27 protein-coding genes are annotated in these 20,252 nt (G+C 57.3%); 18 read left to right on the top strand and 9 right to left on the bottom strand.

The window, feature by feature from the left end; translation table 11 throughout:
• Window positions 1–496 precede the first annotated feature (496 nt).
• Window positions 497–1,096, top strand: a complete 600-nt coding sequence (locus AC1DU9_RS26010) for a trypsin-like peptidase domain-containing protein (protein WP_477811005.1) — start codon at window positions 497–499, stop codon at window positions 1,094–1,096.
• Between the two features lie 95 nt (window positions 1,097–1,191).
• Here AC1DU9_RS26010 and AC1DU9_RS26005 read toward each other — a convergent pair whose 3' ends face one another.
• On the bottom strand, window positions 1,192–1,398 hold the full coding sequence (locus tag AC1DU9_RS26005; RefSeq protein ID WP_223457129.1) for a hypothetical protein: 207 nt from the start codon (window positions 1,396–1,398) through the stop codon (window positions 1,192–1,194).
• A gap of 252 nt (window positions 1,399–1,650) precedes the next feature.
• Here AC1DU9_RS26005 and AC1DU9_RS26000 point away from each other — a divergent pair, with 252 nt between their 5' ends.
• Window positions 1,651–1,845 carry a hypothetical protein gene (locus AC1DU9_RS26000; RefSeq protein WP_150727129.1) on the top strand — a complete coding sequence of 65 codons (195 nt, stop codon included), beginning with the start codon at window positions 1,651–1,653 and terminating at the stop codon, window positions 1,843–1,845.
• A 75-nt stretch (window positions 1,846–1,920) separates the two neighbouring features.
• Here AC1DU9_RS26000 and AC1DU9_RS25995 read toward each other — a convergent pair whose 3' ends face one another.
• Entirely contained in the window at window positions 1,921–2,673 is a 753-nt protein-coding gene (locus AC1DU9_RS25995; protein ID WP_223457131.1) for a carbonic anhydrase, read from the bottom strand.
• A 201-nt stretch (window positions 2,674–2,874) separates the two neighbouring features.
• On the opposite strand from AC1DU9_RS25995, the gene AC1DU9_RS25990 reads away from it, so the two are divergent.
• Entirely contained in the window at window positions 2,875–3,330 is a 456-nt protein-coding gene (locus AC1DU9_RS25990) for a DUF2214 family protein (RefSeq protein WP_477811003.1), read from the top strand.
• 183 nt (window positions 3,331–3,513) lie between these two features.
• Here AC1DU9_RS25990 and csrA read toward each other — a convergent pair whose 3' ends face one another.
• Window positions 3,514–3,705 (bottom strand): carbon storage regulator CsrA, encoded by a 192-nt coding sequence (gene csrA / locus AC1DU9_RS25985; protein ID WP_053161267.1) that lies wholly within the window; start codon window positions 3,703–3,705, stop codon window positions 3,514–3,516.
• 250 nt (window positions 3,706–3,955) lie between these two features.
• On the opposite strand from csrA, the gene AC1DU9_RS25980 reads away from it, so the two are divergent.
• Window positions 3,956–4,321, top strand: coding sequence for an SPOR domain-containing protein (locus AC1DU9_RS25980; RefSeq protein WP_223457135.1), 366 nt, complete (start codon window positions 3,956–3,958; stop codon window positions 4,319–4,321).
• An 85-nt stretch (window positions 4,322–4,406) separates the two neighbouring features.
• Here AC1DU9_RS25980 and AC1DU9_RS25975 read toward each other — a convergent pair whose 3' ends face one another.
• The 3 genes from AC1DU9_RS25975 to AC1DU9_RS25965 all read right to left on the bottom strand — a co-directional run bounded on the left by AC1DU9_RS25975 (window position 4,407) and on the right by AC1DU9_RS25965 (window position 6,641).
• Window positions 4,407–5,096, bottom strand: a complete 690-nt coding sequence (locus AC1DU9_RS25975) for an endonuclease (RefSeq protein WP_223457137.1) — start codon at window positions 5,094–5,096, stop codon at window positions 4,407–4,409.
• A gap of 4 nt (window positions 5,097–5,100) precedes the next feature.
• Entirely contained in the window at window positions 5,101–5,391 is a 291-nt protein-coding gene (locus AC1DU9_RS25970; RefSeq protein ID WP_223457138.1) for a DUF1654 domain-containing protein, read from the bottom strand.
• A gap of 161 nt (window positions 5,392–5,552) precedes the next feature.
• Window positions 5,553–6,641 carry an asparaginase gene (locus tag AC1DU9_RS25965; protein ID WP_477811002.1) on the bottom strand — a complete coding sequence of 363 codons (1,089 nt, stop codon included), beginning with the start codon at window positions 6,639–6,641 and terminating at the stop codon, window positions 5,553–5,555.
• A 352-nt stretch (window positions 6,642–6,993) separates the two neighbouring features.
• On the opposite strand from AC1DU9_RS25965, the gene AC1DU9_RS25960 reads away from it, so the two are divergent.
• The 8 genes from AC1DU9_RS25960 to AC1DU9_RS25925 all read left to right on the top strand — a co-directional run bounded on the left by AC1DU9_RS25960 (window position 6,994) and on the right by AC1DU9_RS25925 (window position 14,711).
• Window positions 6,994–7,455, top strand: a complete 462-nt coding sequence (locus AC1DU9_RS25960; protein WP_477811001.1) for a hypothetical protein — start codon at window positions 6,994–6,996, stop codon at window positions 7,453–7,455.
• 193 nt (window positions 7,456–7,648) lie between these two features.
• The gene (locus tag AC1DU9_RS25955; RefSeq protein WP_223457145.1) at window positions 7,649–8,605 is read left to right on the top strand and encodes a sugar ABC transporter substrate-binding protein; all 957 of its coding nucleotides are present in this window, start codon (window positions 7,649–7,651) and stop codon (window positions 8,603–8,605) included.
• Between the two features lie 55 nt (window positions 8,606–8,660).
• Window positions 8,661–10,214: a sugar ABC transporter ATP-binding protein gene (locus tag AC1DU9_RS25950; RefSeq protein WP_477811000.1), complete on the top strand. Its 1,554-nt coding sequence runs from the start codon at window positions 8,661–8,663 to the stop codon at window positions 10,212–10,214.
• Window positions 10,211–11,188 carry an ABC transporter permease gene (locus tag AC1DU9_RS25945; protein WP_477810999.1) on the top strand — a complete coding sequence of 326 codons (978 nt, stop codon included), beginning with the start codon at window positions 10,211–10,213 and terminating at the stop codon, window positions 11,186–11,188. Before AC1DU9_RS25950 ends, AC1DU9_RS25945 begins: the two co-directional genes overlap by 4 nt.
• Window positions 11,189–11,191: 3 nt before the next feature.
• Complete coding sequence (locus tag AC1DU9_RS25940) at window positions 11,192–12,211, top strand: LacI family DNA-binding transcriptional regulator (RefSeq protein ID WP_223457151.1); 1,020 nt, start codon at window positions 11,192–11,194, stop codon at window positions 12,209–12,211.
• A 109-nt stretch (window positions 12,212–12,320) separates the two neighbouring features.
• Window positions 12,321–13,238 (top strand): ribokinase, encoded by a 918-nt coding sequence (rbsK, locus tag AC1DU9_RS25935; RefSeq protein ID WP_223457153.1) that lies wholly within the window; start codon window positions 12,321–12,323, stop codon window positions 13,236–13,238.
• The gene (rbsD, locus tag AC1DU9_RS25930) at window positions 13,235–13,639 is read left to right on the top strand and encodes a D-ribose pyranase (protein ID WP_477810998.1); all 405 of its coding nucleotides are present in this window, start codon (window positions 13,235–13,237) and stop codon (window positions 13,637–13,639) included. The genes rbsK and rbsD overlap by 4 nt, the downstream gene beginning before the upstream one ends.
• A 103-nt stretch (window positions 13,640–13,742) precedes the next feature.
• Complete coding sequence (locus AC1DU9_RS25925; protein ID WP_477811004.1) at window positions 13,743–14,711, top strand: nucleoside hydrolase; 969 nt, start codon at window positions 13,743–13,745, stop codon at window positions 14,709–14,711.
• Between the two features lie 43 nt (window positions 14,712–14,754).
• Here AC1DU9_RS25925 and AC1DU9_RS25920 read toward each other — a convergent pair whose 3' ends face one another.
• The gene (locus tag AC1DU9_RS25920) at window positions 14,755–14,946 is read right to left on the bottom strand and encodes a hypothetical protein (protein ID WP_150752671.1); all 192 of its coding nucleotides are present in this window, start codon (window positions 14,944–14,946) and stop codon (window positions 14,755–14,757) included.
• Between the two features lie 131 nt (window positions 14,947–15,077).
• Between AC1DU9_RS25920 and AC1DU9_RS25915 the strand changes: the two genes are divergently transcribed.
• Both AC1DU9_RS25915 and AC1DU9_RS25910 read left to right on the top strand, forming a co-directional pair.
• The gene (locus AC1DU9_RS25915; RefSeq protein WP_007975706.1) at window positions 15,078–15,383 is read left to right on the top strand and encodes a hypothetical protein; all 306 of its coding nucleotides are present in this window, start codon (window positions 15,078–15,080) and stop codon (window positions 15,381–15,383) included.
• A gap of 154 nt (window positions 15,384–15,537) precedes the next feature.
• Window positions 15,538–15,858, top strand: a complete 321-nt coding sequence (locus AC1DU9_RS25910) for an I78 family peptidase inhibitor (RefSeq protein WP_477810997.1) — start codon at window positions 15,538–15,540, stop codon at window positions 15,856–15,858.
• A gap of 70 nt (window positions 15,859–15,928) precedes the next feature.
• Here the strand turns inward: AC1DU9_RS25910 and AC1DU9_RS25905 are convergent, their stop codons facing one another.
• Together AC1DU9_RS25905 and AC1DU9_RS25900 are read right to left on the bottom strand one after the other, a co-directional pair.
• Window positions 15,929–16,141: a cold-shock protein gene (locus AC1DU9_RS25905; RefSeq protein WP_003179963.1), complete on the bottom strand. Its 213-nt coding sequence runs from the start codon at window positions 16,139–16,141 to the stop codon at window positions 15,929–15,931.
• A 292-nt stretch (window positions 16,142–16,433) separates the two neighbouring features.
• Complete coding sequence (locus AC1DU9_RS25900) at window positions 16,434–16,736, bottom strand: hypothetical protein (RefSeq protein ID WP_223457161.1); 303 nt, start codon at window positions 16,734–16,736, stop codon at window positions 16,434–16,436.
• Window positions 16,737–17,110: 374 nt separating this feature from the next.
• Here AC1DU9_RS25900 and thrS point away from each other — a divergent pair, with 374 nt between their 5' ends.
• From thrS to rplT, 4 genes are read left to right on the top strand one after another with little or no spacing between them, the layout of a single operon-like run.
• A complete protein-coding gene (gene thrS / locus AC1DU9_RS25895; RefSeq protein ID WP_223457162.1) occupies window positions 17,111–19,033 on the top strand; it encodes a threonine--tRNA ligase in 1,923 nt (640 codons plus the stop codon).
• On the top strand, window positions 19,033–19,584 hold the full coding sequence (infC, locus tag AC1DU9_RS25890) for a translation initiation factor IF-3 (RefSeq protein WP_172435341.1): 552 nt from the start codon (window positions 19,033–19,035) through the stop codon (window positions 19,582–19,584). Before thrS ends, infC begins: the two co-directional genes overlap by 1 nt.
• A 60-nt stretch (window positions 19,585–19,644) precedes the next feature.
• Window positions 19,645–19,839, top strand: a complete 195-nt coding sequence (gene rpmI, locus AC1DU9_RS25885; protein ID WP_002553160.1) for a 50S ribosomal protein L35 — start codon at window positions 19,645–19,647, stop codon at window positions 19,837–19,839.
• A 28-nt stretch (window positions 19,840–19,867) separates the two neighbouring features.
• Window positions 19,868–20,224 (top strand): 50S ribosomal protein L20, encoded by a 357-nt coding sequence (gene rplT, locus AC1DU9_RS25880; protein ID WP_007905879.1) that lies wholly within the window; start codon window positions 19,868–19,870, stop codon window positions 20,222–20,224.
• The last annotated feature ends 28 nt before the right edge of the window (window positions 20,225–20,252 follow it).

Here is a 20,252-nt window from a genome sequence, read left to right as displayed (position 1 = left end):
CTAAAACCCGTTCCGTCGATATTGAAACGGTCCGGGGTTGCTATTGGCGAATTGCCTGTTGTATAGGCGCCCGGTTTAAATGTTCTTGCGCTTGCGACCGCTTGTACTTGTCGCTCTTGTGGGTGGCGGGCATAGTGATTGATTCAGGTAGGCGCCACTTTTCATGATCGTTGGTGCCATCAACGAAGGAGTCGATAGCAACCCCTGGTTTCTTTTCTCGTCTTTAACAATTTTCAGGCGCCAAATATTTGAACTTTTGAAGTTGATCGAAAAGCAATTGGCATTAGCACGATTTATTCATACGCGTCATTGCAAACTCAGCCATAAGTAAGAAAACGTCCAACTAGATCAAGCGGCGAGGAGTACTGCAATCCGATAAAAGCCAAAATACTGACAACAAAAAACAGTCACATTCTCCCAATTAAGTCGGTGATATATCATGATCAAGATCATGGCCTACTTTTTAATTGGAGCTGTAACTGCAGGATGCAACGGCATGGTAAAACCCGACTTTTCGGGTCCTGCCAATGATTCATACTTTTTAGTCCACTCGGGGTTTCCCGCACCGTATCTATACATGGCCTCGGCCGTGCAATGGAACGATGACTATGCGGTAACCACCCGCCATACTCCGTTCATCCCCAACGTGAAGTACAGCTGCAGTACAGGCTGTGATCTCGTCTTCATCCAGCACAAGGCCAGCGGCCGCTACCCATCATGGCGCGCACCGCGTGTGGGCGAGAGCATCACTGCCGTTGGGACGAGTCCTTACCTCATGACCACTACCGGGAAAGGCAAGGTGTATCAAACGCCTTTCGTCAACGCTGACGAACACAGCGGTGATCTCTATGCCATCCATGATGCCCCGCTGGTCAAGGGCATGTCGGGTGGGCCGGTCCTCACCAGTGACGGCTGTATTGTCGGCATCAATATCGGTTTCTACTCAACCACTCTGAACGATGTGAGCAATAACTCCGGCGTAAAGGGGGCTGAGAGGATCAGCATTTTTATTCCTTATTCGATCATTCAGCGCGAGTGGGGGATATTGCAGGCAAAACTCAACGATCCACATGGCGCGAGGTATGTCGCGAAGTAGCTTTTAGCTGTCAATCAATAAGCGGCGCGRCGGTCGGGTTCTGCTGTCACTCTTGCCGGGTACATCGATCCGGGTGTCGCCTGCTTCATAAAAGGTCAGAGTGCGAAACCCGTCGCATGGGCAAGATGTCCCTCCTGCACTCCGGCGATCAGGTGCAGTGAGATGTTCTGCGGTACTTCAATGGACGGTACCTCGATGCTTCCTACAATCTGGAGCTGCCGCTCGCTCGGTTCGATCGATTCTGCTGCCTTTTCCCTGGCCATTCTTGCGTGGTTCATTGCGATTTCGTTGAGCGTTGACACGTTACATCTCCTGGTGACTGGCCAAGCGTATCGCTGGAGTCCTTAAGCATTGGTTGAATGGCTACTGCGTCAGAATCATGTCGTTCCGGCCGCTGCTACGCACGATCTTAGCAATCCTCAAGCCGCGGAAGTGGGTGAATTCCTCGTTGTGTTTTCGTAGGCGACGAATGGCGAGCCACTGTGGACGATAGTCCGGATTCTTTGCCATTCAGGCGTAAACTAGTGGGGCTGCCTCATCGAAAGGAGCCGCCTATGAACGTCGATCAAATCATCAAACCGGCATCAGTGGACAAGGCTGTCTGGGATCAATACTTCTGCGCTGCATTGATTGCGGAAAGCAATCTGACTGCCCCGGTTGTGGGCGGTGCTACGCACGAAGACAGGCAGAACCTGTTGATCGAGAGGGCCAAAACCCTCGCCGACAAAATGATGGAAAATCGAAAATAAACAGAGCCCAGCCATCGTGCTGGGCTCTTTGCTTGCGGGGTTGTGCTCCGATGCGGGCGATGTGCGTGTTGCGGTTCAAACGATCAACTCTACCTTGCCGCTCGCCAGGCGATAAATGCCTCCCACTATCTTCAACTTGCCCTTGCTCTGCGCATCTGTCAGCAATGGCGAGGCCTGTTTCAGGCTGTTGACAGAGTTTTTGACGTTTTGCGCGGTGGCGTTTTCCATCAAGCTCCCGGGTTGCTTCAGTACTGTCTCGATTGCCGACTTGAGTGCGTCAGTCAGTTTCGGGATATGGCCGGGGAAAATTGTCTGATCCTTGACGGCCTTGATGCCTGCCTCGATGGCGCCACAGCTCTCATGACCGAGTACGAGAATCAGCGGTGCGCCCAGTACGGCAACCCCGTATTCAAGACTGGCCAGGCCTTCCGGGGTCACGAAGTTGCCCGCGACGCGGATGGAGAAAAGATCGCCTCGCGCGGTATCAAACGCATATTCCGGGGCGATCCGCGAGTCAGAGCAGCTCAGTACTGCCACGAACGGATTTTGACCGGACACCAGGGCCTCTCGCTCAGCCTTGAAATCGTGTGTCGTGGAAGTACCGCTTACATATCGTTCATTGCCCTCCATCAGTCTTTTCAACGCCATATCGGGGCTGATTACGTTTTGAGGTTTGGGTGGGGCTGACGCTTTTTCGGCTGCCTGGATGAGCTTGCCGGGCAGTGTGCCGGTCAGCAGCAGGGCGCCTGCGCTCAACCCGGCAAATTGAAGAAAACGACGACGGCCTGTTGTGTTTGAAGCAGAGCTTGAATCACATGATTCACACATGACTTTGTTTACCCGGTTCAATGCGGTGAGAGTGAGTGGTCGTTGGGGTTGGTACTGTCACGGACGCTCAATACCAGCGCAATGGAGTCTAGTAGGTCTGTCATTTGTGTTCCGGGTAATGTCCGCAGATGTGTGCAAGCAGACATTTCATGGGCTACTACTGACAGGCTCATACAACTTCGACCTGGCAGGAGTTTCTCGATGCTGACTCACTGGTTTCTAGCGGCGGTTCATCTTCTGGCATTTGCCTTGGGATTTTGGGCGGTGTTGGTTCGAGGCACAGCTTTTCGACGTTTGGCCGATGGGGCCGCGCAAGTGCGCAGTGTTCTGATGGCGGACAATATCTGGGGTATTACAGCTGTCGTTTTGCTGATCAGCGGGGGGATGCGAGCCTTTGGCGGGTACGAGAAAGGCACGGACTATTACCTGCATCAGCCGCTGTTTCATCTGAAGATGACGCTGTTCGTCCTGATCTTGCTGCTGGAGATTGCGCCAATGGTGACGCTGATCAAATGGCGGATAGCGCTTGCCCGTAAAGTGGCGATCGATACAGGTCGTGCGAAGCTATTTGCGCGGATCAGTCATGTCGAGGCGCTGCTGGTGCTGCTGATGGTGGTAGCGGCGACTGGTATGGCGCGTGGCGTGATGTTTGGTTGATCACGTAGCGAACGCGTACTTCCATGGAGTGAACAGAAAGGTCTGACAGCCAGAGCGTTGAGCTTGTCGTTAGAGTCGGCCCCTGGAGGCTTGTGTGGAAAGCAGGCGGAAGCGATGCAATGCCGAATCTTTAGCCAGCCGTGATTGCGGGCTGAACGGGCTGGCTACTGACTGCAACAGGATTCAGGGTTGCGGCTTTTCCGGGGCGGTCAGGCCAGCCTGAATGCGCTGATAAATTTCTTCACGATGCACTGCAACGTCCTTCGGGGCGTTGATGCCGATCCTGACTTGCTGGCCGCTTACGCCCAGGATGGTGATCGTAATGTCATCACCAATGTTTATGCTTTCACCGACTTTGCGGGTGAGTATCAGCATGGTCTTCTCCTTGATTGCTTTGTGGGGCACCTGATTCGGACAGTGCAGAGGTCGGTGGTATGTATAGATTAGTGCGAAGTCTCGTGGTTTGGGTGCCTCTTTCTGACGTGCAGATGTGGCATTAATTCCCAAGGCGTAACTATACAGAGGCCGCAACCATCATTCTCGTTGTTTTGAGCCCATTTTACGGCACTCGTGAAGTATTCATGGATGTTAAAATCCCAGCTTTATGGATTTAGAGGGAAACGCCGTGCGCAAAATGGTTTTGGTAATCGCGATATTGGCGCTGGCGGGATGTGGCGAGGGCAGCAGTGTGGATGCGCCGAAGCCTCAACCGGCCATGGCTGCCGTACCCGCGGCGGTGTCCGGCCCGCAATGGGATCTTGAAGTGCGAGGTGAAACCCCTCAGGCAGTCAGCGATTTGAGTGGCTGGCTGATCGAGCACAGCTTCATGTCCAGCGTCGTCAAGGAAAATGGCAATACGCGAATCCTGATGGGGCCGTTCAATTCGAAAGCCGAGGCCGAAGCCAGGCAGGATGAAGTCCGTGCGGCGCTCACTCGCGCGAAGAAACAGAACATCGAATTGCTGGTGCTTGAGCGCCCGGCCGCTCAGTAACGTCTGTATTGCGGATGCTCAAGAAACAAAAAAGGTCTCGGGTGCTCAGCTCCGAGGCCTTTTCAATTTCGGCTATTGCCTGGATTCAGCCGCAGGCCTTCATGTCTACCGGGCCGACAAACTCGTTGCCGCGCCCCATGACGCACGCCACGCTCTGGTTGCGTTGCCGTTCCCAGGCCTGAACCGGATAGGTTTTGTCCCACGCTTCGTACAATTGCCGATCACGTTTCGACAGGCGTAAACCATACTGCTTGCTCATGTAGAAGTACGTTCGGGCGATCATGCCGCGGATGGAAGGGCGGGGCATGACTTTCCTGGCCTTGAAGTCGATCCGGGTCAGGCACGAACCATATTGTCCCGACTGCTCGGGCAACCAGCCGAAGCTGAAGTTGCTGCGATCGCCGTTGACCTCGCCAATGCTGGGCACCAGGTTGTGCAGATCGGACTCGGCCTTTTGGTAAACCGGGTCGTAGCGGGTGCAGTTCTTGCGGCCGCCTTCTTGCCAGCACTGGCGTTGATGGCCGATCTGCCAGGCCGGAACGATATGCTCCCATTCGATGCGGGATGCGCGTTTGGCATTTTTACGTGGCACGTAACCGCAAGCGGCAAGGTTCACCCGGTTGCCGGTGTACTTGCAGCCACAGTAAAACTCGGTGGATTGGGGCGCGTAGAGCTTCCACGCCACCTTTTTCGCTTCGGTGAAGGTGCGCGGGGCGTCGGCTTGCGCGCCCACGACAAAAAACAGGAACAGCAAAGCAAACCAGCGGGCACTCATCGACTCAATCTTCCTTCGGCACAACCCAGAAAATCTGCACGCCGCCATCGTCGCGATAGGCGAGGGTGACGTTGTCGTTCTCGTCGATTTCTTCCAGCAAGCGTTCCCATTCATCCACCGGCTCGTCAGGAAGGCGGAAGATCAGTGCTGCCCTTGCCTTTTGTGCGGTGGGAGAGTTGATGATTTTCTGAACGCGCAGGCCCATGCGTACATAGGTGTCAGGAGAGGCAGAGGTGGTGTCCACGGGATTATCCTTATTAAGCTGTACGTACATACAGTATTTAACTGTAAGCATTTTCGCAACTACTTAAAATTCAAGAAAATCCTCTGACAGCGGTTTGTTCCGTTTGGCGTAAGACGAAGGGAGTTTTTTTGTCAGATACAGCGGCAGCCACTCGCCAAGGCTGGCGAATGGCGCACGGGGGTGCCCGACCGGATCGGTCGGGCGAGGGCGAATCAGTATTCCCAGAACATCCGTTGCAGCTCTTTGCTGTCATTGGTTTTGGTCAACGCGACCATTGCCAGGATTCGGGCCTTTTGCGGGTTCAGGTCGTGAGCCACGACCCAGTCGTATTTGTCGTCTGGCTGCTCGGCGTTGCGCAATACAAAGCCGCCGGCATTGACATGGGAGGAGCGAATGATCTGCACGCCGTCCTTGCGCAAGGCTTGCAGGGATGGAACTACCCGCGACGATACCGAGCCATTGCCGGTGCCGGCGTGGATGATGGCTTTGGCGCCGGATTGAGCGAGGGCCTTGTAAGCAGTGTCGCTGACGTTGCCGTAGGAATAGGCAATTTCGACGTCAGGCAGGCTCTTGATGTTCTTGATGTCGAATTCGGAATCCATGGTGTGACGCTTGGCCGGCAGGCGGAACCAGTAGGATTTGCCTTCTACCACCATGCCCAGTGGACCCCAGGCGCTTTTAAACGCTTCGGTCTTGATGTTGATCATCTTGCTGACGTCGCGACCCGACTGGATTTCATCGTTCATGGTCACCAGCACGCCTTTGCCCCGCGCGTCTTTGCTGCTGGCCACGGCCACCGCGTTGTACAGGTTCAGCATGCCATCGGCGGACATCGCGGTGCCCGGGCGCATCGAGCCCACGACAATGATCGGCTTCTCGGTTTTTTCCACCAGGTTCAGGAAGTACGCCGTTTCTTCCAGGGTGTCGGTGCCGTGGGTGATCACGATGCCATCGACGTCTTTGTTGTCGGCCAGTTCGGCTACGCGGCGACCCAGTTGCAGCAGGTTTTCGTTGGTGATGCTTTCGGAGGCGATCTGCATGACCTGTTCGCCGCGAACGTTAGCCAGTTGGCTCAGCTCAGGAACGCCGGCGATCAACTGTTCAATGCCGACTTTCGCCGCTTGATAGGTTGCGCTGTTGGCGGTGCTGGCCCCTGCGCCGGCAATGGTGCCGCCGGTGGCCAGGATCACCACGTTGGCCAGTTTCTGTTGGGTTTCGGCTTCTTTGGCCTGAAGGGCGGTGGGCAGAAGCAGCAGGAGGGCCAAGGCGCCCGGAACAAAGTTCTTGAGTGCAGATGTCATTATTTTTCTCTTCTAGTTGTGAGGCGATGCAAATGCAGGTTCATCTAGATATGCCCCGGGCGAATCTGAACGCCGGGGGTGCGAGGGGAAGAGCAGGATCTGTACCAGTAATACCCTGAATCGAAAAATATGCCTAAGTTAATGATTTGTAACGGTATTGCTGTATGTGTCCAGACCGGTTTCGGGGGCGGGGCGTCCGGAATGCCGAACATGTTTAACTTTCGCGTTCGGCTCTCCGAAACGGATCGCGGTCTTGTTTAAGATTTCAACGGGTCAAATCATCACTGACGACTAAAGAAACGCTCGCGCCGGTCGATGCTCCTTCAAGGGATCTTTTTCTTCAGGAGTTCACATGTCCTTATCTGTTGGCATTCCCAATGCCACCGGCATCACCATCGGTGGCAAATCGGCCACTACCCTTCGTGCCCTGAGCGACGCAGCAGCCGATGCGGCTGCTCAAGCGCTGGATGCAAAGAAAAGCGACGGCACCCAGGTCAAGACGGGCCCGGTAGGTCTGGGGGAGAGTGCCGGCGCACAGGCCGAATCGCAAACCAGCGATAACACCAGCATTGCGGTGAAGGTCCTGCTCAAGCGTCTGAAGGAGTTGCAGCAGCAATTGCGCGAGCAACAGCAGCAACTGGCGCAAGCCCAGGCGGCGTCCTATCCGACTCCGCAAGCCAAGACCACCGCGGTAGCGGCCATTCAGGGGCAGGTGGCCGACACCAACGGCGCCATCCTGCAAGTGAGTGCGAGCCTGATCAAGGAGCTGGCCAAGGGTTCCGGTACGGGATCGGTGGTCAACACCACGGCATGAGTTGAATGCCGTTTTTTCGCTGAACATCTCTGAAAGCACTTTTCAGGTCGTTGACAAATACCGGCAGGGTTCGCATAGTTTGCTTCACGCAAACGTTTGCGCGGCTCCAGTGATGGCTTTCCATCACGGTGGGCCGTGAAGCTTACGCCAGCGCAAGCGTTGCTCACAATAATCATAAGATCGGAGTGAACCCATGAAGCTGCCATTCGCTGGACGTCTTCTCGCTGTCGCTATGCTGGCTGCCGCATCCGCTGCACTGCCTGTCTCTTCGGCCTTTGCTGAAACCACGGAAAAACCGAAAGTCGCGCTGGTCATGAAATCCCTGGCCAACGAGTTCTTCCTGACCATGGAAGACGGCGCCAAGGCCTACCAGAAAGATCACTCCGGCGAATTCGAGCTCATCTCCAACGGCATCAAGGATGAAACCGACACCGCAGGCCAGACGCGCATCGTCGAGCAAATGATCCTGGCCAAGGTCAATGCACTGGTGATTGCGCCGGCAGACTCCAAGGCCATGGTTCCGGTGATCAAGAAAGCCATCGATGCCGGTATCACCGTGATCAACATCGACAACCAGCTGGACCCCGCCGTCGTCAAAAGCAAAAACATCAATGTTCCGTTCGTAGGCCCGGACAACCGCAAGGGCGCACGGCTGGTGGGGGATTACCTGGCCAAACAGCTGAAGGCCGGTGACGAAGTCGGCATCATCGAAGGTGTGTCCACCACCACCAATGCCCAGCAGCGCACAGCGGGTTTCAAGGATGCGATGGAAGCGGCGCAGATCAAGGTCGTGTCCCTGCAATCCGGTGACTGGGAGATCGACAAGGGCAACAAGGTGGCCGCGTCGATTCTCAGTGAATACCCGCAAACCAAGGCCCTGTTGGCCGGCAACGACAGCATGGCGGTCGGTGCGGTGTCTGCGGTGCGCGCCGCGGGCAAGGCTGGCAAGGTGCAAGTGGTCGGCTACGACAACATCAATGCCATCCAGCCAATGCTCAAGGACGGTCGCGTGCTGGCCACCGCGGACCAGTTCGCGGCCAAACAGGCGGTGTTCGGCATAGAGACTGCGTTGAAAATTCTCAAGGGTGAAACGGTCGACAGCGGCGCCAATGGCGTGATCGAAACGCCGGTAGAACTGGTCACCAAGTAGCCTTCTGGCGACGCAACGGCGCTCGTCCAGCCGGACGAGCGCATGGAGAGTTTTTATGTCAGTTTGCGCTCCGAACGCTGTCCTCTCGGTCAGCGGTATCGGCAAGACCTACGCCCAACCGGTCCTGGCCGGCATCGACCTGACGCTCATGCGCGGGGAAGTGCTGGCGTTGACCGGCGAGAACGGTGCAGGCAAAAGCACGCTTTCGAAGATTATTGGCGGGCTGGTGGCGCCGACCACCGGCCAGATGCAGTTTCAGGGGCAGGACTATCGTCCGGGTAGCCGGGCTCAGGCTGAAAACCTCGGTATCCGTATGGTGATGCAGGAACTCAATCTGCTGCCGACCTTGTCGGTGGCGGAAAACCTGTTTCTCGACAACCTGCCCAGCAACGGCGGCTGGATCAATCGCAAGCAGTTGCGCAAGGCTGCAATCGAAGCCATGGCCCAGGTTGGGCTCGACGCCATTGACCCGGACACCCTGGTCGGCGAACTGGGTATCGGCCATCAGCAAATGGTCGAGATCGCCCGCAACCTGATTGGCGATTGCCATGTGCTGATTCTCGACGAGCCGACGGCGATGCTCACTGCGCGCGAAGTCGAAATGCTGTTCGAACAGATCACCCGCCTGCAGGCTCGCGGCGTATCGATCATCTACATCTCCCACCGCCTCGAAGAGCTGGCGCGCGTCGCGCAACGCATTGCCGTGCTGCGCGATGGCAATCTGGTTTGCGTCGAGCCAATGGCCAACTACAACAGTGAGCAGCTGGTCAACCTGATGGTTGGGCGCGAACTCGGCGAACACATCGATATGGGGGTGCGCAAGATCGGCGCCCCTATGTTGACGGTCAAGGGCCTGAGCCGTGCCGACAAGGTTCGCGACGTGTCGTTCGAAGTCCGTGCCGGAGAGATTTTCGGCATTTCCGGTTTGATTGGCGCGGGGCGCACCGAGTTGCTGCGTCTGATCTTCGGTGCCGATATCGCCGACAGCGGCACGATTGCCCTGGGGTTGCCGGCGCAGGTCATCAATGTACGCTCGCCAGTGGATGCGGTCGGTCATGGCATTGCCTTGATCACCGAAGATCGCAAGGGCGAAGGCCTTTTGCTGACCCAATCGATCGGCGCCAATATCGCCTTGGGCAACATGCCCGGTATCTCCGGCGCTGGCTTGGTCGACAGCGATGAGGAGAACGCCTTGGCCCAGCGTCAGATCGACGCCATGCGCATCCGCAGCTCCGGTCCGGCACAGTTGGTGTCCGAGTTGTCCGGCGGCAATCAGCAGAAAGTCGTCATCGGCCGTTGGCTGGAGCGCGATTGCTCAGTGCTGCTGTTCGACGAACCGACCCGCGGCATCGACGTCGGCGCCAAGTTCGATATCTACAACCTGCTCGGTGAGTTGACCCGCAAGGGCAAGGCACTGGTGGTGGTCTCCAGCGACCTGCGCGAGCTGATGCTGATCTGCGACCGGATCGGCGTGCTGTCGGCGGGCCGCCTGATCGATACATTCGATCGCGACAGCTGGACCCAGGATGAGTTGCTCGCCGCTGCTTTTGCCGGCTACCAAAAACGTGATGCGCAGCTCTTTGAAGCTGCGCCTGGGGATCTTCCATGAAAACCGCTTCTTTCGCCGGCAAACGCAATGGCAACTTCTACGGCCTGGGCACCTATCTGGGCCTGGCGGGTGCCTTGTTGGCGATGATCGTGCTGTTCTCGGTGCTGAGCAGTCACTTCCTGTCCTACGATACTTTCAGCACCCTGGCCAACCAGATTCCGGATCTGATGGTGCTGGCGGTCGGCATGACCTTTGTGTTGATCATCGGTGGCATCGACCTGTCGGTAGGTTCGGTGCTGGCATTGGCGGCTTCGACCGTGAGCGTGGCGATTCTTGGCTGGGGCTGGGGCGTGCTGCCGGCGGCGCTGCTGGGCATGACCGTTGCGGCGCTCGCCGGTACCATCACCGGCTCGATCACTGTGGCATGGCGGATACCATCGTTCATCGTGTCCCTGGGCGTGCTGGAAATGGCTCGCGGGGTGGCGTACCAGATGACCGGCTCGCGTACGGCCTACATCGGCGATGCGTTCGCCTGGTTGTCCAACCCGATCGCCTTCGGCATTTCACCGTCGTTCATCATCGCGTTGCTGATCATTTTCATCGCCCAGGCCGTGTTGACACGCACGGTGTTCGGTCGCTACCTGATCGGTATCGGCACCAACGAAGAGGCGGTGCGGTTGGCGGGGATCAATCCCAAGCCTTACAAAATCCTGGTCTTCAGCCTGATGGGGTTGCTGGCCGGTATTGCCGCGTTGTTCCAGATTTCCCGCCTGGAAGCCGCCGACCCGAATGCTGGCTCCGGTCTTGAGTTGCAAGTGATCGCGGCTGTCGTGATCGGCGGAACCAGCCTGATGGGCGGGCGCGGTTCGGTGATCAGCACGTTCTTTGGCGTGCTGATTATTTCCGTGCTGGCCGCGGGGCTGGCGCAGATCGGGGCAACCGAGCCGACCAAACGCATCATTACCGGCGCGGTGATCGTGGTGGCGGTAGTGCTGGACACTTATCGCAGTCAACGCGCAAGCCGGCGGACCTGAGTCATGGCGACGATCAAAGATGTGGCAGCCCTTGCCGGCATTTCCTACACCACGGTTTCCCATGTGGTGAACAAGACCCGCCCGGTCAGTGAAGAAGTGCGGATCAAGGTCGAGGCGGCAATCCAGACCCTCGACTACGTCCCCAGCGCGGTGGCCCGCTCGCTCAAGGCCAAGACCACGGCGACCATCGGCCTGTTGGTGCCCAACAGCCTCAACCCGTATTTCGCCGAACTGGCCCGGGGTATCGAGGATTACTGCGAGCGAAACGGTTACTGCGTCATCCTGTGCAACTCCGACGACAATCCGGACAAGCAGCGCAGCTACCTGCGTGTACTGCTGGAAAAACGCATCGACGGCCTGATTGTCGCCTCGGCCGGTGGCGACAGTCGCCTGGTACAAGGCCTGAAAGGCGTTCGCACACCCATGGTGATCGTCGACCGCGGACTGGACGGTGTCGATGCGGACCTGGTGCGCATCGACCATGAATACGGTGCGTATCTGGCGACCCGGCATCTGCTGGAACTGGGGCATCGGGATATCGCTACGATCAGCGGGCCAGAGAACACCAGCGTGGCGCAGATGCGTCTGGCGGGTTATCGCCGGGCCTTGAAGGAGGCGGGCGTCGAAGTTTCTCCCGGGCGCATGCTGGAAAGCGATTTCACCAGCACTGGCGGTTACGGCGCCGCCGCGGTTTTGCTGGAAAACAACCCGCCTACCGCCATTTTTGCGGCCAACGACATGATCGGCATCGGCGTGCTACGGGCCGCCGCCGAGCGCAACATTCGCGTACCGAGCGAGTTGTCGGTGATCGGCTTCGACGATATCCAGATGAGTCGCTATGTCTATCCGTCGTTGACCACGGTGGGGCAATCGATCCTGCAACTCGGCGAAATGGCCGCCGAAGTGCTTTTACGGCGAATCGCCACGCCGGGCCTGGCGACCGATCAGCGGATCGTGACGCCGAGTATCGTCATGCGTGAATCGACGGCGCCGCTGGCCGGCGTGTTTGCCCAGTGCCGTTGAAAACAGAGAGCCGTTGAAAACAGAAAGCCGTTGAAAACAGAAAGCCATTGAAAACAGAAAGCCGCTGAACCCACAGCGCCGCCGAAACAGAATCGATGAGTAGCAATATATGCCAGCAAAAGTAGTGGTAATAGGCAGTTTGAACATGGACCTGGTGACCCGGGCACCACGCTTGCCCAAGGGCGGTGAAACGCTGATTGGTCAGTCGTTTACCACCGTCTGCGGTGGCAAGGGCGCCAATCAGGCCGTGGCTGCGGCGCGGTTGGGGGCCCAGGTGTCGATGATCGGGTGCGTGGGCAATGACGCTTATGGTGAGGCGCTGCGCGGGGCGCTGTTGGCCGAGCAGATCGATTGCCAGGCGGTGAGCACCGTTGACGGTTCCAGCGGCGTGGCGTTGATCGTGGTCGACGACAGCAGTCAGAACAGCATCGTGATCGTCCCTGGGGCCAACGGTGCATTGACCGCAGAAGCCATTGACCGTTCTGATTCGGTGATACACGCGGCGGACGTGCTCATCTGTCAGCTGGAAGTGCCCGATGCTTCCGTTGGCCATGCGCTCAAGCGCGGTCGCGAGCTGGGCAAGACCGTCATCCTCAATCCGGCACCGGCCAGCCGCCCGCTGCCATCGGACTGGTACGCGTCCATCGATTACCTGATTCCCAACGAAAGCGAGGCATCAGCCCTGAGCGGTCTCTCGGTGGACTCCCTGGACACCGCCCAAGCCGCGGCGACTCGCCTGATTGCCATGGGCGCCGGCAAGGTGATCATCACCCTCGGTGCGCAAGGTTCGCTGTTTGCCGATGGCCAACGCTTCGAACATTTCCCTGCGCCCGTGGTAAAGGCTGTCGATACCACGGCGGCCGGCGATACGTTTGTCGGCGGTTTCGCTGCGGCGCTGGCCGCGGGTCAAGATGAGGTGCAGGCGATCCGTTTCGGGCAGGTGGCTGCGGCGCTGTCGGTCACCCGTGCCGGCGCACAACCTTCAATTCCCGCCTTGAGCGATGTACAGGCGTTTAAAACTCCATGAAAAAGACACCCCTGCTCAACATTGCGCTGTCACGGCTGATAGCCTCATTGGGGCATGGCGACAGGGTCGTCATCGGGGATGCGGGGTTGCCGGTTCCACCGGGCGTTGAATTGATCGACCTGGCCTTGACCCATGGCATTCCGGATTTTGTCAGCACCTTGAAGGTCGTGCTCAGTGAGATGCAGGTCGAAAGCCATGTGCTGGCTCAGGAAATCTTCGATAAAAAGCCGCCGGCCCTGGTCGCACTGGATGAACTGGACGGCGAAGGCGCATTGGGTCGGCGTGAAGTGCTCACCCATGAACAATTCAAGGTCCTGAGCCGGCAGGCAAGGGCGATTGTTCGGACAGGCGAGTGTCAGCCGTACTGCAACATTGCGCTGGTCGCCGGCGTTACGTTTTGACGGGCTGTCCGCGTTTTGATGTCCCTGGCACAAGGAGTGCGCCCCGTATCGCTATGCTCAGAAACTGCACCCATTGCTCCGGAGTCTGCTGCTTTTGTCCCTGATGACCGCAACGAACGCCCAGGCGGCACAAAAGATCGACTTGATCATCGACACCGATCCGGGGGCCGACGATGTCGTTGCCCTGTTGTTCGCCCTGGCATCGCCGGACGAGCTGAATGTTCGGGCATTGACCACCGTTGCCGGCAACGTTCGCCTGGACAAGACCTCGCGCAACGCACGATTGGCCCGGGAGTGGGCGGGGCGTGAGGAGGTGCCGGTTTATGCCGGTGCACCCAGGCCGCTGATGCGCACGCCGATTTATGCCGAGGATATTCATGGTAAGGAAGGTCTGTCGGGCGTCGCCGTGCATGAGCCGAAGAAGGGCCTGGAAAAGGGCAGTGCGGTGACTTACCTGATTGATGTGCTGAAATCGGCCAAGCCCCACAGCATTACTATCGCCATGCTCGGCCCGCAGACCAATCTGGCCCTGGCGTTGATCCAGGAGCCGGGTATCGTGCAGGGCATCAAGGAAGTGGTGGTCATGGGCGGTGCGCACTTCAATGGCGGCAACATCACGCCGGTGGCCGAGTTCAACCTGTTCGCCGATCCGCAGGCCGCCGAAGTGGTACTCAAGAGTGGCGTAAAGCTGACCTACCTGCCGCTGGATGTGACCCACAAGATCCTGACCAGCGAAGCGCGCCTGAAACAGATTGCCGCGCTGAACAACAACGCCAGCCGGCTGGTGAGCGACATTCTCAATGAATACATCAAGGGCGACATGGAGCACTACGGCATTCCGGGCGGCCCGGTGCATGACGCCACGGTCGTCGCTTACCTGCTCAAGCCGCAGTTGTTCAGCGGTCGAACGGTCAACGTGGTTGTCGACAGCCGCGAAGGACCGACCTTTGGACAAACCATCGTTGACTGGTATGACGGCCTGAAGGCGCCGAAGAATGCCTTCTGGGTTGAAGGCGGCGATGCCCAGGGCTTCTTCGATCTGCTGACCGAGCGCCTGGCTCGCCTGAAGTAAGCATCATCTCCTGCAGGTGGTTTCACGCCCTCGCGCTAACCGCTCAGGTCTTTTGGTCCGACAGATGTTTCTCGAAGATCTGCTCAATGAACGATTGGGCGGCTTCGGTTCCAAGGTCCCTGACCAGCAGGTCGATGCCGATAATGGCGAGCTCTTCCGTGCTGCCTGGGCTGTAGGAGCTGTGGCCGTCTTGCCACTTGGCCTTGATGTCAGCGTCGATGCTTACGGTGGTCATGATGGCGCTCGTGAGGTCGGGGGAGTCTGAGTGCCGAGTTAACCATTTTGCGGGGCTTTTGACACGTCGACTTAGGCATGAAAGGGGGCTGTGCGACACTTGGTCTCTGACGAATATTCAAGGAATGCGCTGTGCAGATCGATTTGAACTCCCCGGATGGCCTGACCCTTGAGGCGGTGCGTCAGTTGCTGGCCGGCGCCAGTGACGATGAGCACACCCAGTTGCGGGTCACCAAAGGAGGCATTGCCTACATTTCCTCGGGTGTCGTGGGCGGCACCGATATCGATGGCTTGTTGTTCCGGCTCGAAACCTGGGCCAAGGGCTCCGGTTATGTCGGGCGGGTCGCGGCCAGCGATGAAGTCTGGGTCATGCAAATCTTCAATGCCTTGAAAGAGAACTGGCCCAATCCTCCTTACGACTACATCGACGTCTATTGAGCGTCGTTCATATTCAGTCACGATTCAGTGATTAAGGGCGGGGCGACGCTCAGGCAGAATCGCGGCTCGTCCGGATCATGGGCACTGCCTGTGAAACCAAACGCCAGTCTGGTTGTCGCACGATCTCAGCTTAATCATTGAATAAGGAGGCTTCATGCCTTGGAAGCTCGCGTCATTGGGTACTTTGTTGGCCGTTGCCACGCTGGCCGGTTGCAGCACTGCCTCTACGGAGTCGGCAACAACGGATGTTGCGACGACTGACACGGGTTACAGCCGCTGTGAAGCAAAGGCTGCCGAGTTCACCATCGGCAAACAGGCCTCGCCGCAATTGCTCGAGCAGGCGCGTACCCGGGCAGGGGCGCAAAGTGCACGGTTCCTGCTGCCAACCGATATGGTGACGCTGGAGTACCGCTCCGATCGCCTGAACCTGAACACCGATGCCAGCCGGGCAGTGACCCGCGTCAACTGCGGCTGATCGCCCGGCTTTTGTTCCGGCCATAAAAAACCCCGTCACATGGACGGGGTTTTTTTAGTGCGCCTGGAAATTACTCTGGGCGAACTTGAGCAGCTTGCATACCCTTTTGGCCTTTCTCAGCCACGAAGGAAACAGTCTGGCCTTCTTTCAGGCTTTTGAAACCGTCGCTTTCGATAGCTTTGAAGTGTACGAACAGGTCGTCACCGCCACCTTGAGGAGTGATGAAGCCGAAGCCTTTTTCATCGTTGAACCATTTAACGGTGCCGGTTTGGCGATTAGACATGGTGTATCTCCAAGAAACATATATTTTCAGTAGTACTGTGCTGCTCAGGCCAACTGGGCACACCCGGGTATCATAGTCGAAATGTTCGCTTTGGGAGCCCCCCGGGCGAGCTGTTTGCCGATCAGTCGCGGTTTCTTTATGTCTTGAAATGGCTGAAAGCCCCGTTTTATAAGGCTCTTAGCCGAAAGTAAAGACGATAAAAAAAGCTGTAAAACCTGCATGAATTGTACGAAATGACCCGTTTCGAGTGCTTTTTGCCAGTAAAACAGGGCTTGAGAACATGGATCTGTGCTTATTTTTTGGCTTTGTTATCAGCTTTGCAGGCTGCAATTTGGCCAAAGGCTTTCTGTTTCAGGGCGTCGCTGGCTTTGTTGTCCATCAATGCCTGAATGTCGCTGGCCGGGAACGACTTGATCGCATCGGCACCACAAGCGCAGTGGGCCTTGGCCGCCGCCTCACCGATTTGTTGCGCGGCCGCGGGAACGCACTGAGACATGTACTTCTCGCGTTCACCTTTTGGCCATTCGGCGTGGGCGGCCAGCGGCAGCAGCAGAACGATTGGTGCAACTACAGCGAATAAACGATTCAGATGCATGCCAGGATGCTCCTATGGGGTCAATGTCTTGTTATCTGAGCGCTAATGCGCGGCTCAAGTTCATCACTCTGGCATAAAAACGCCTGATTTACCGCGTTGGAAAACCTCTGCGCAGCTACTACCGTTCATCTGTGCTAGCATGCCTCGCTCGGGCGTTTGCAGGCTCCGACGGACCTTCAGTCCCGGCAGCGGCAGATGCGCGATTAACCCTGATTTGAATCCCAGTCACTCTGGTTCGGTTTTCCGGTTGGCCGCAAGGCTCCTGCCGCTGTAAGGCAGGCGTTCGTCATTGAATGGCCTGGACCGGATCTTGTACTGGCTCATCCCAACCCACGTGACCTTTGGTAGGGGTCACCACTAGGAGAGGAGGCGCCATGCCAACTATTACTCTTCCCGACGGCAGTCAACGTTCATTCGATCACCCGGTTTCCGTAGCCGAGGTCGCCGCATCCATCGGTGCAGGCCTGGCCAAGGCCACCGTGGCCGGCAAGGTCAATGGCAAGCTGGTCGACGCCAGCGACATCATCGACAGCGATGCGTCGCTGCAAATCATCACGCCAAAGGATGAAGAGGGGCTGGAGATCATTCGCCACTCTTGCGCCCACCTGGTTGGCCACGCGGTCAAGCAGTTGTACCCGACCGCCAGGATGGTCATCGGTCCGGTCATCGACGAAGGTTTCTATTACGACATCGCCTTCGAGCGTCCTTTCACCCCGGACGACCTGGCGGCCATCGAACAGCGCATGCAGCAGCTGATCGAGAAAGATTACGACGTGATCAAGAAAGTCACTCCGCGCGCCGAAGTGATCGAAGTGTTCAAGGCCCGTGGCGAAGACTACAAGTTGCGCCTGGTCGAAGACATGCCGAACGAGCAGGCCATGGGCCTGTACTATCACGAAGAATACGTCGACATGTGCCGCGGTCCGCACGTGCCGAACACCCGCTTCCTGAAATCCTTCAAGCTGACCAAGCTGTCCGGCGCCTACTGGCGTGGCGATGCCAAGAACGAGCAATTGCAGCGCGTCTACGGCACCGCATGGGCCGACAAGAAGCAACTGGCCGCCTACATCCAGCGCATCGAAGAAGCCGAGAAGCGCGACCACCGCAAGATCGGCAAGCGCCTGGGCCTGTTCCACACCCAGGAAGAAGCGCCGGGCATGGTGTTCTGGCACCCCAATGGCTGGACTTTGTACCAGGTGCTCGAGCAGTACATGCGCAAGGTGCAGCGCGACAACGGTTACCTGGAAATCAAGACCCCCCAGGTCGTTGACCGCAGCCTGTGGGAAAAGTCCGGGCACTGGGCCAACTACGCCGACAACATGTTCACCACCCAGTCGGAAAGCCGCGACTACGCGATCAAGCCGATGAACTGCCCGTGCCACGTGCAGGTGTTCAACCAGGGCCTGAAGAGCTATCGCGAGTTGCCGATGCGCCTGGCCGAATTCGGTGCCTGCCACCGTAACGAGCCATCGGGTGCCTTGCACGGCATCATGCGCGTGCGTGGATTCACCCAGGACGACGCGCACATTTTCTGCACCGAAGAACAGATGCAGGCTGAATCCGCTGCCTTCATCAAGCTGACCATGGATGTCTACGCCGACTTCGGCTTCACCGATGTCGAGATGAAGCTGTCCACTCGTCCGGAAAAACGCGTCGGTTCCGACGAGCTTTGGGATCGCGCCGAAGCTGCACTGGCCGCAGCCCTTGATAGCGCGGGCCTGCCGTACGATCTGCAGCCGGGCGAGGGTGCGTTCTACGGTCCGAAGATCGAGTTCTCGCTGAAAGATTGCCTCGGTCGCGTCTGGCAATGTGGTACCCTGCAGCTCGATTTTAACCTGCCTGTCCGTCTGGGAGCCGAATACGTCTCCGAAGACAACAGCCGCAAGCACCCGGTCATGTTGCACCGGGCGATCCTGGGGTCCTTCGAACGTTTCGTCGGAATTCTGATCGAGCACTACGAGGGCGCATTCCCCGCGTGGCTGGCTCCGACCCAGGCAGTGGTGATGAATATCACTGATAAACAGGCTGATTTTGCCGCTGAAGTTGAAAAAACCCTCAACGAAAGCGGATTTCGTGCCAAGTCTGACTTGAGAAATGAAAAGATCGGCTTTAAAATCCGCGAGCATACTTTGCTCAAGGTTCCTTTTCTCTTGGTTATCGGAGATCGGGAAGTCGAGATGCAGACTGTCGCTGTGCGTACTCGTGAAGGTGCTGACCTGGGCTCGATGCCCGTCGCCCAGTTCGCTGAGTTTCTCGCGCAAGCGGTTTCCCGGCGTGGTCGCCCAGATTCGGAGTAATTATTATTAAGCGTGAAATGAGACAAGATAAACGAGCTGCACCGAAAGCCCCGATCAACGAGAATATCTCGGCACGCGAGGTTCGGTTAATTGGAGCTGAAGGTGAACAGCTTGGGATTGTGTCAATTGAAGACGCGCTTCTTAAGGCTGAAGAGGCCAAGCTGGATCTGGTGGAGATTTCCGCCGATGCAGTACCACCTGTTTGCAAACTGATGGACTATGGCAAATCGATCTTCGAAAAGAAGAAGCAGATTGCTGCGGCCAAGAAAAACCAGAAGCAGATTCAGGTTAAAGAAATCAAGTTTCGTCCAGGGACGGAGGAAGGGGATTACCAGGTAAAACTGCGCAACCTGGTACGTTTCCTGAGTGATGGGGACAGGGCCAAGGTATCCTTGCGATTCCGCGGCCGTGAGATGGCCCACCAGGAGCTGGGGATGGAACTCCTCAAGCGAGTTGAAGGTGACTTGCTCGAGTACGGTTCGGTCGAACAGCATCCTAAGATGGAAGGACGCCAGCTGATCATGGTCATCGCCCCGAAAAAGAAGAAGTAATCAACAGGGCACGGCAGGCCTTCTGATTATGTTTATCAACTGAATGCGGAGTATCCGAACATGCCAAAAATGAAGACCAAAAGTGGTGCTGCTAAGCGGTTTCTGAAAACTGCTAACGGTATCAAGCACAAGCACGCTTTCAAGAGCCACATCCTGACCAAAATGTCGACCAAGCGTAAGCGTCAACTGCGCGGTAGCAGCTTGCTGCATCCGTCTGACGTGGCAAAAGTCGAGCGCATGCTGCGCCTTCGTTAATTTTAGTCAAGAATAGAGGAAGTAACTCATGGCTCGTGTAAAGCGTGGCGTCATTGCCCGTAAGCGTCACAAAAAAATTCTGAAACTTGCTAAAGGCTACTACGGCGCACGCTCGCGCGTATTCCGTGTTGCCAAGCAAGCGGTAATCAAGGCAGGCCAATACGCCTACCGTGACCGTCGTCAGAAAAAACGTCAGTTCCGCGCTCTGTGGATCGCTCGTATCAACGCTGGTGCTCGTATCAACGGTCTGTCCTACAGCCGTTTCATCGCCGGCCTGAAAAAAGCGTCCATCGAGATCGACCGTAAGGTTCTGGCTGATCTGGCAGTGAACGAAAAAGCGGCGTTTGCTGCGATTGTCGAGAAAGCTAAAGCCACTTTGGCTTAAGTACCCCCGACAGTCACCCGGCCTCGCA

The organism is Pseudomonas sp. P4_C1 (genome assembly GCF_056402155.1).
Note: the sequence above shows the minus strand (reverse complement) of the source record. Positions and strands in the feature narration are given on the sequence as shown.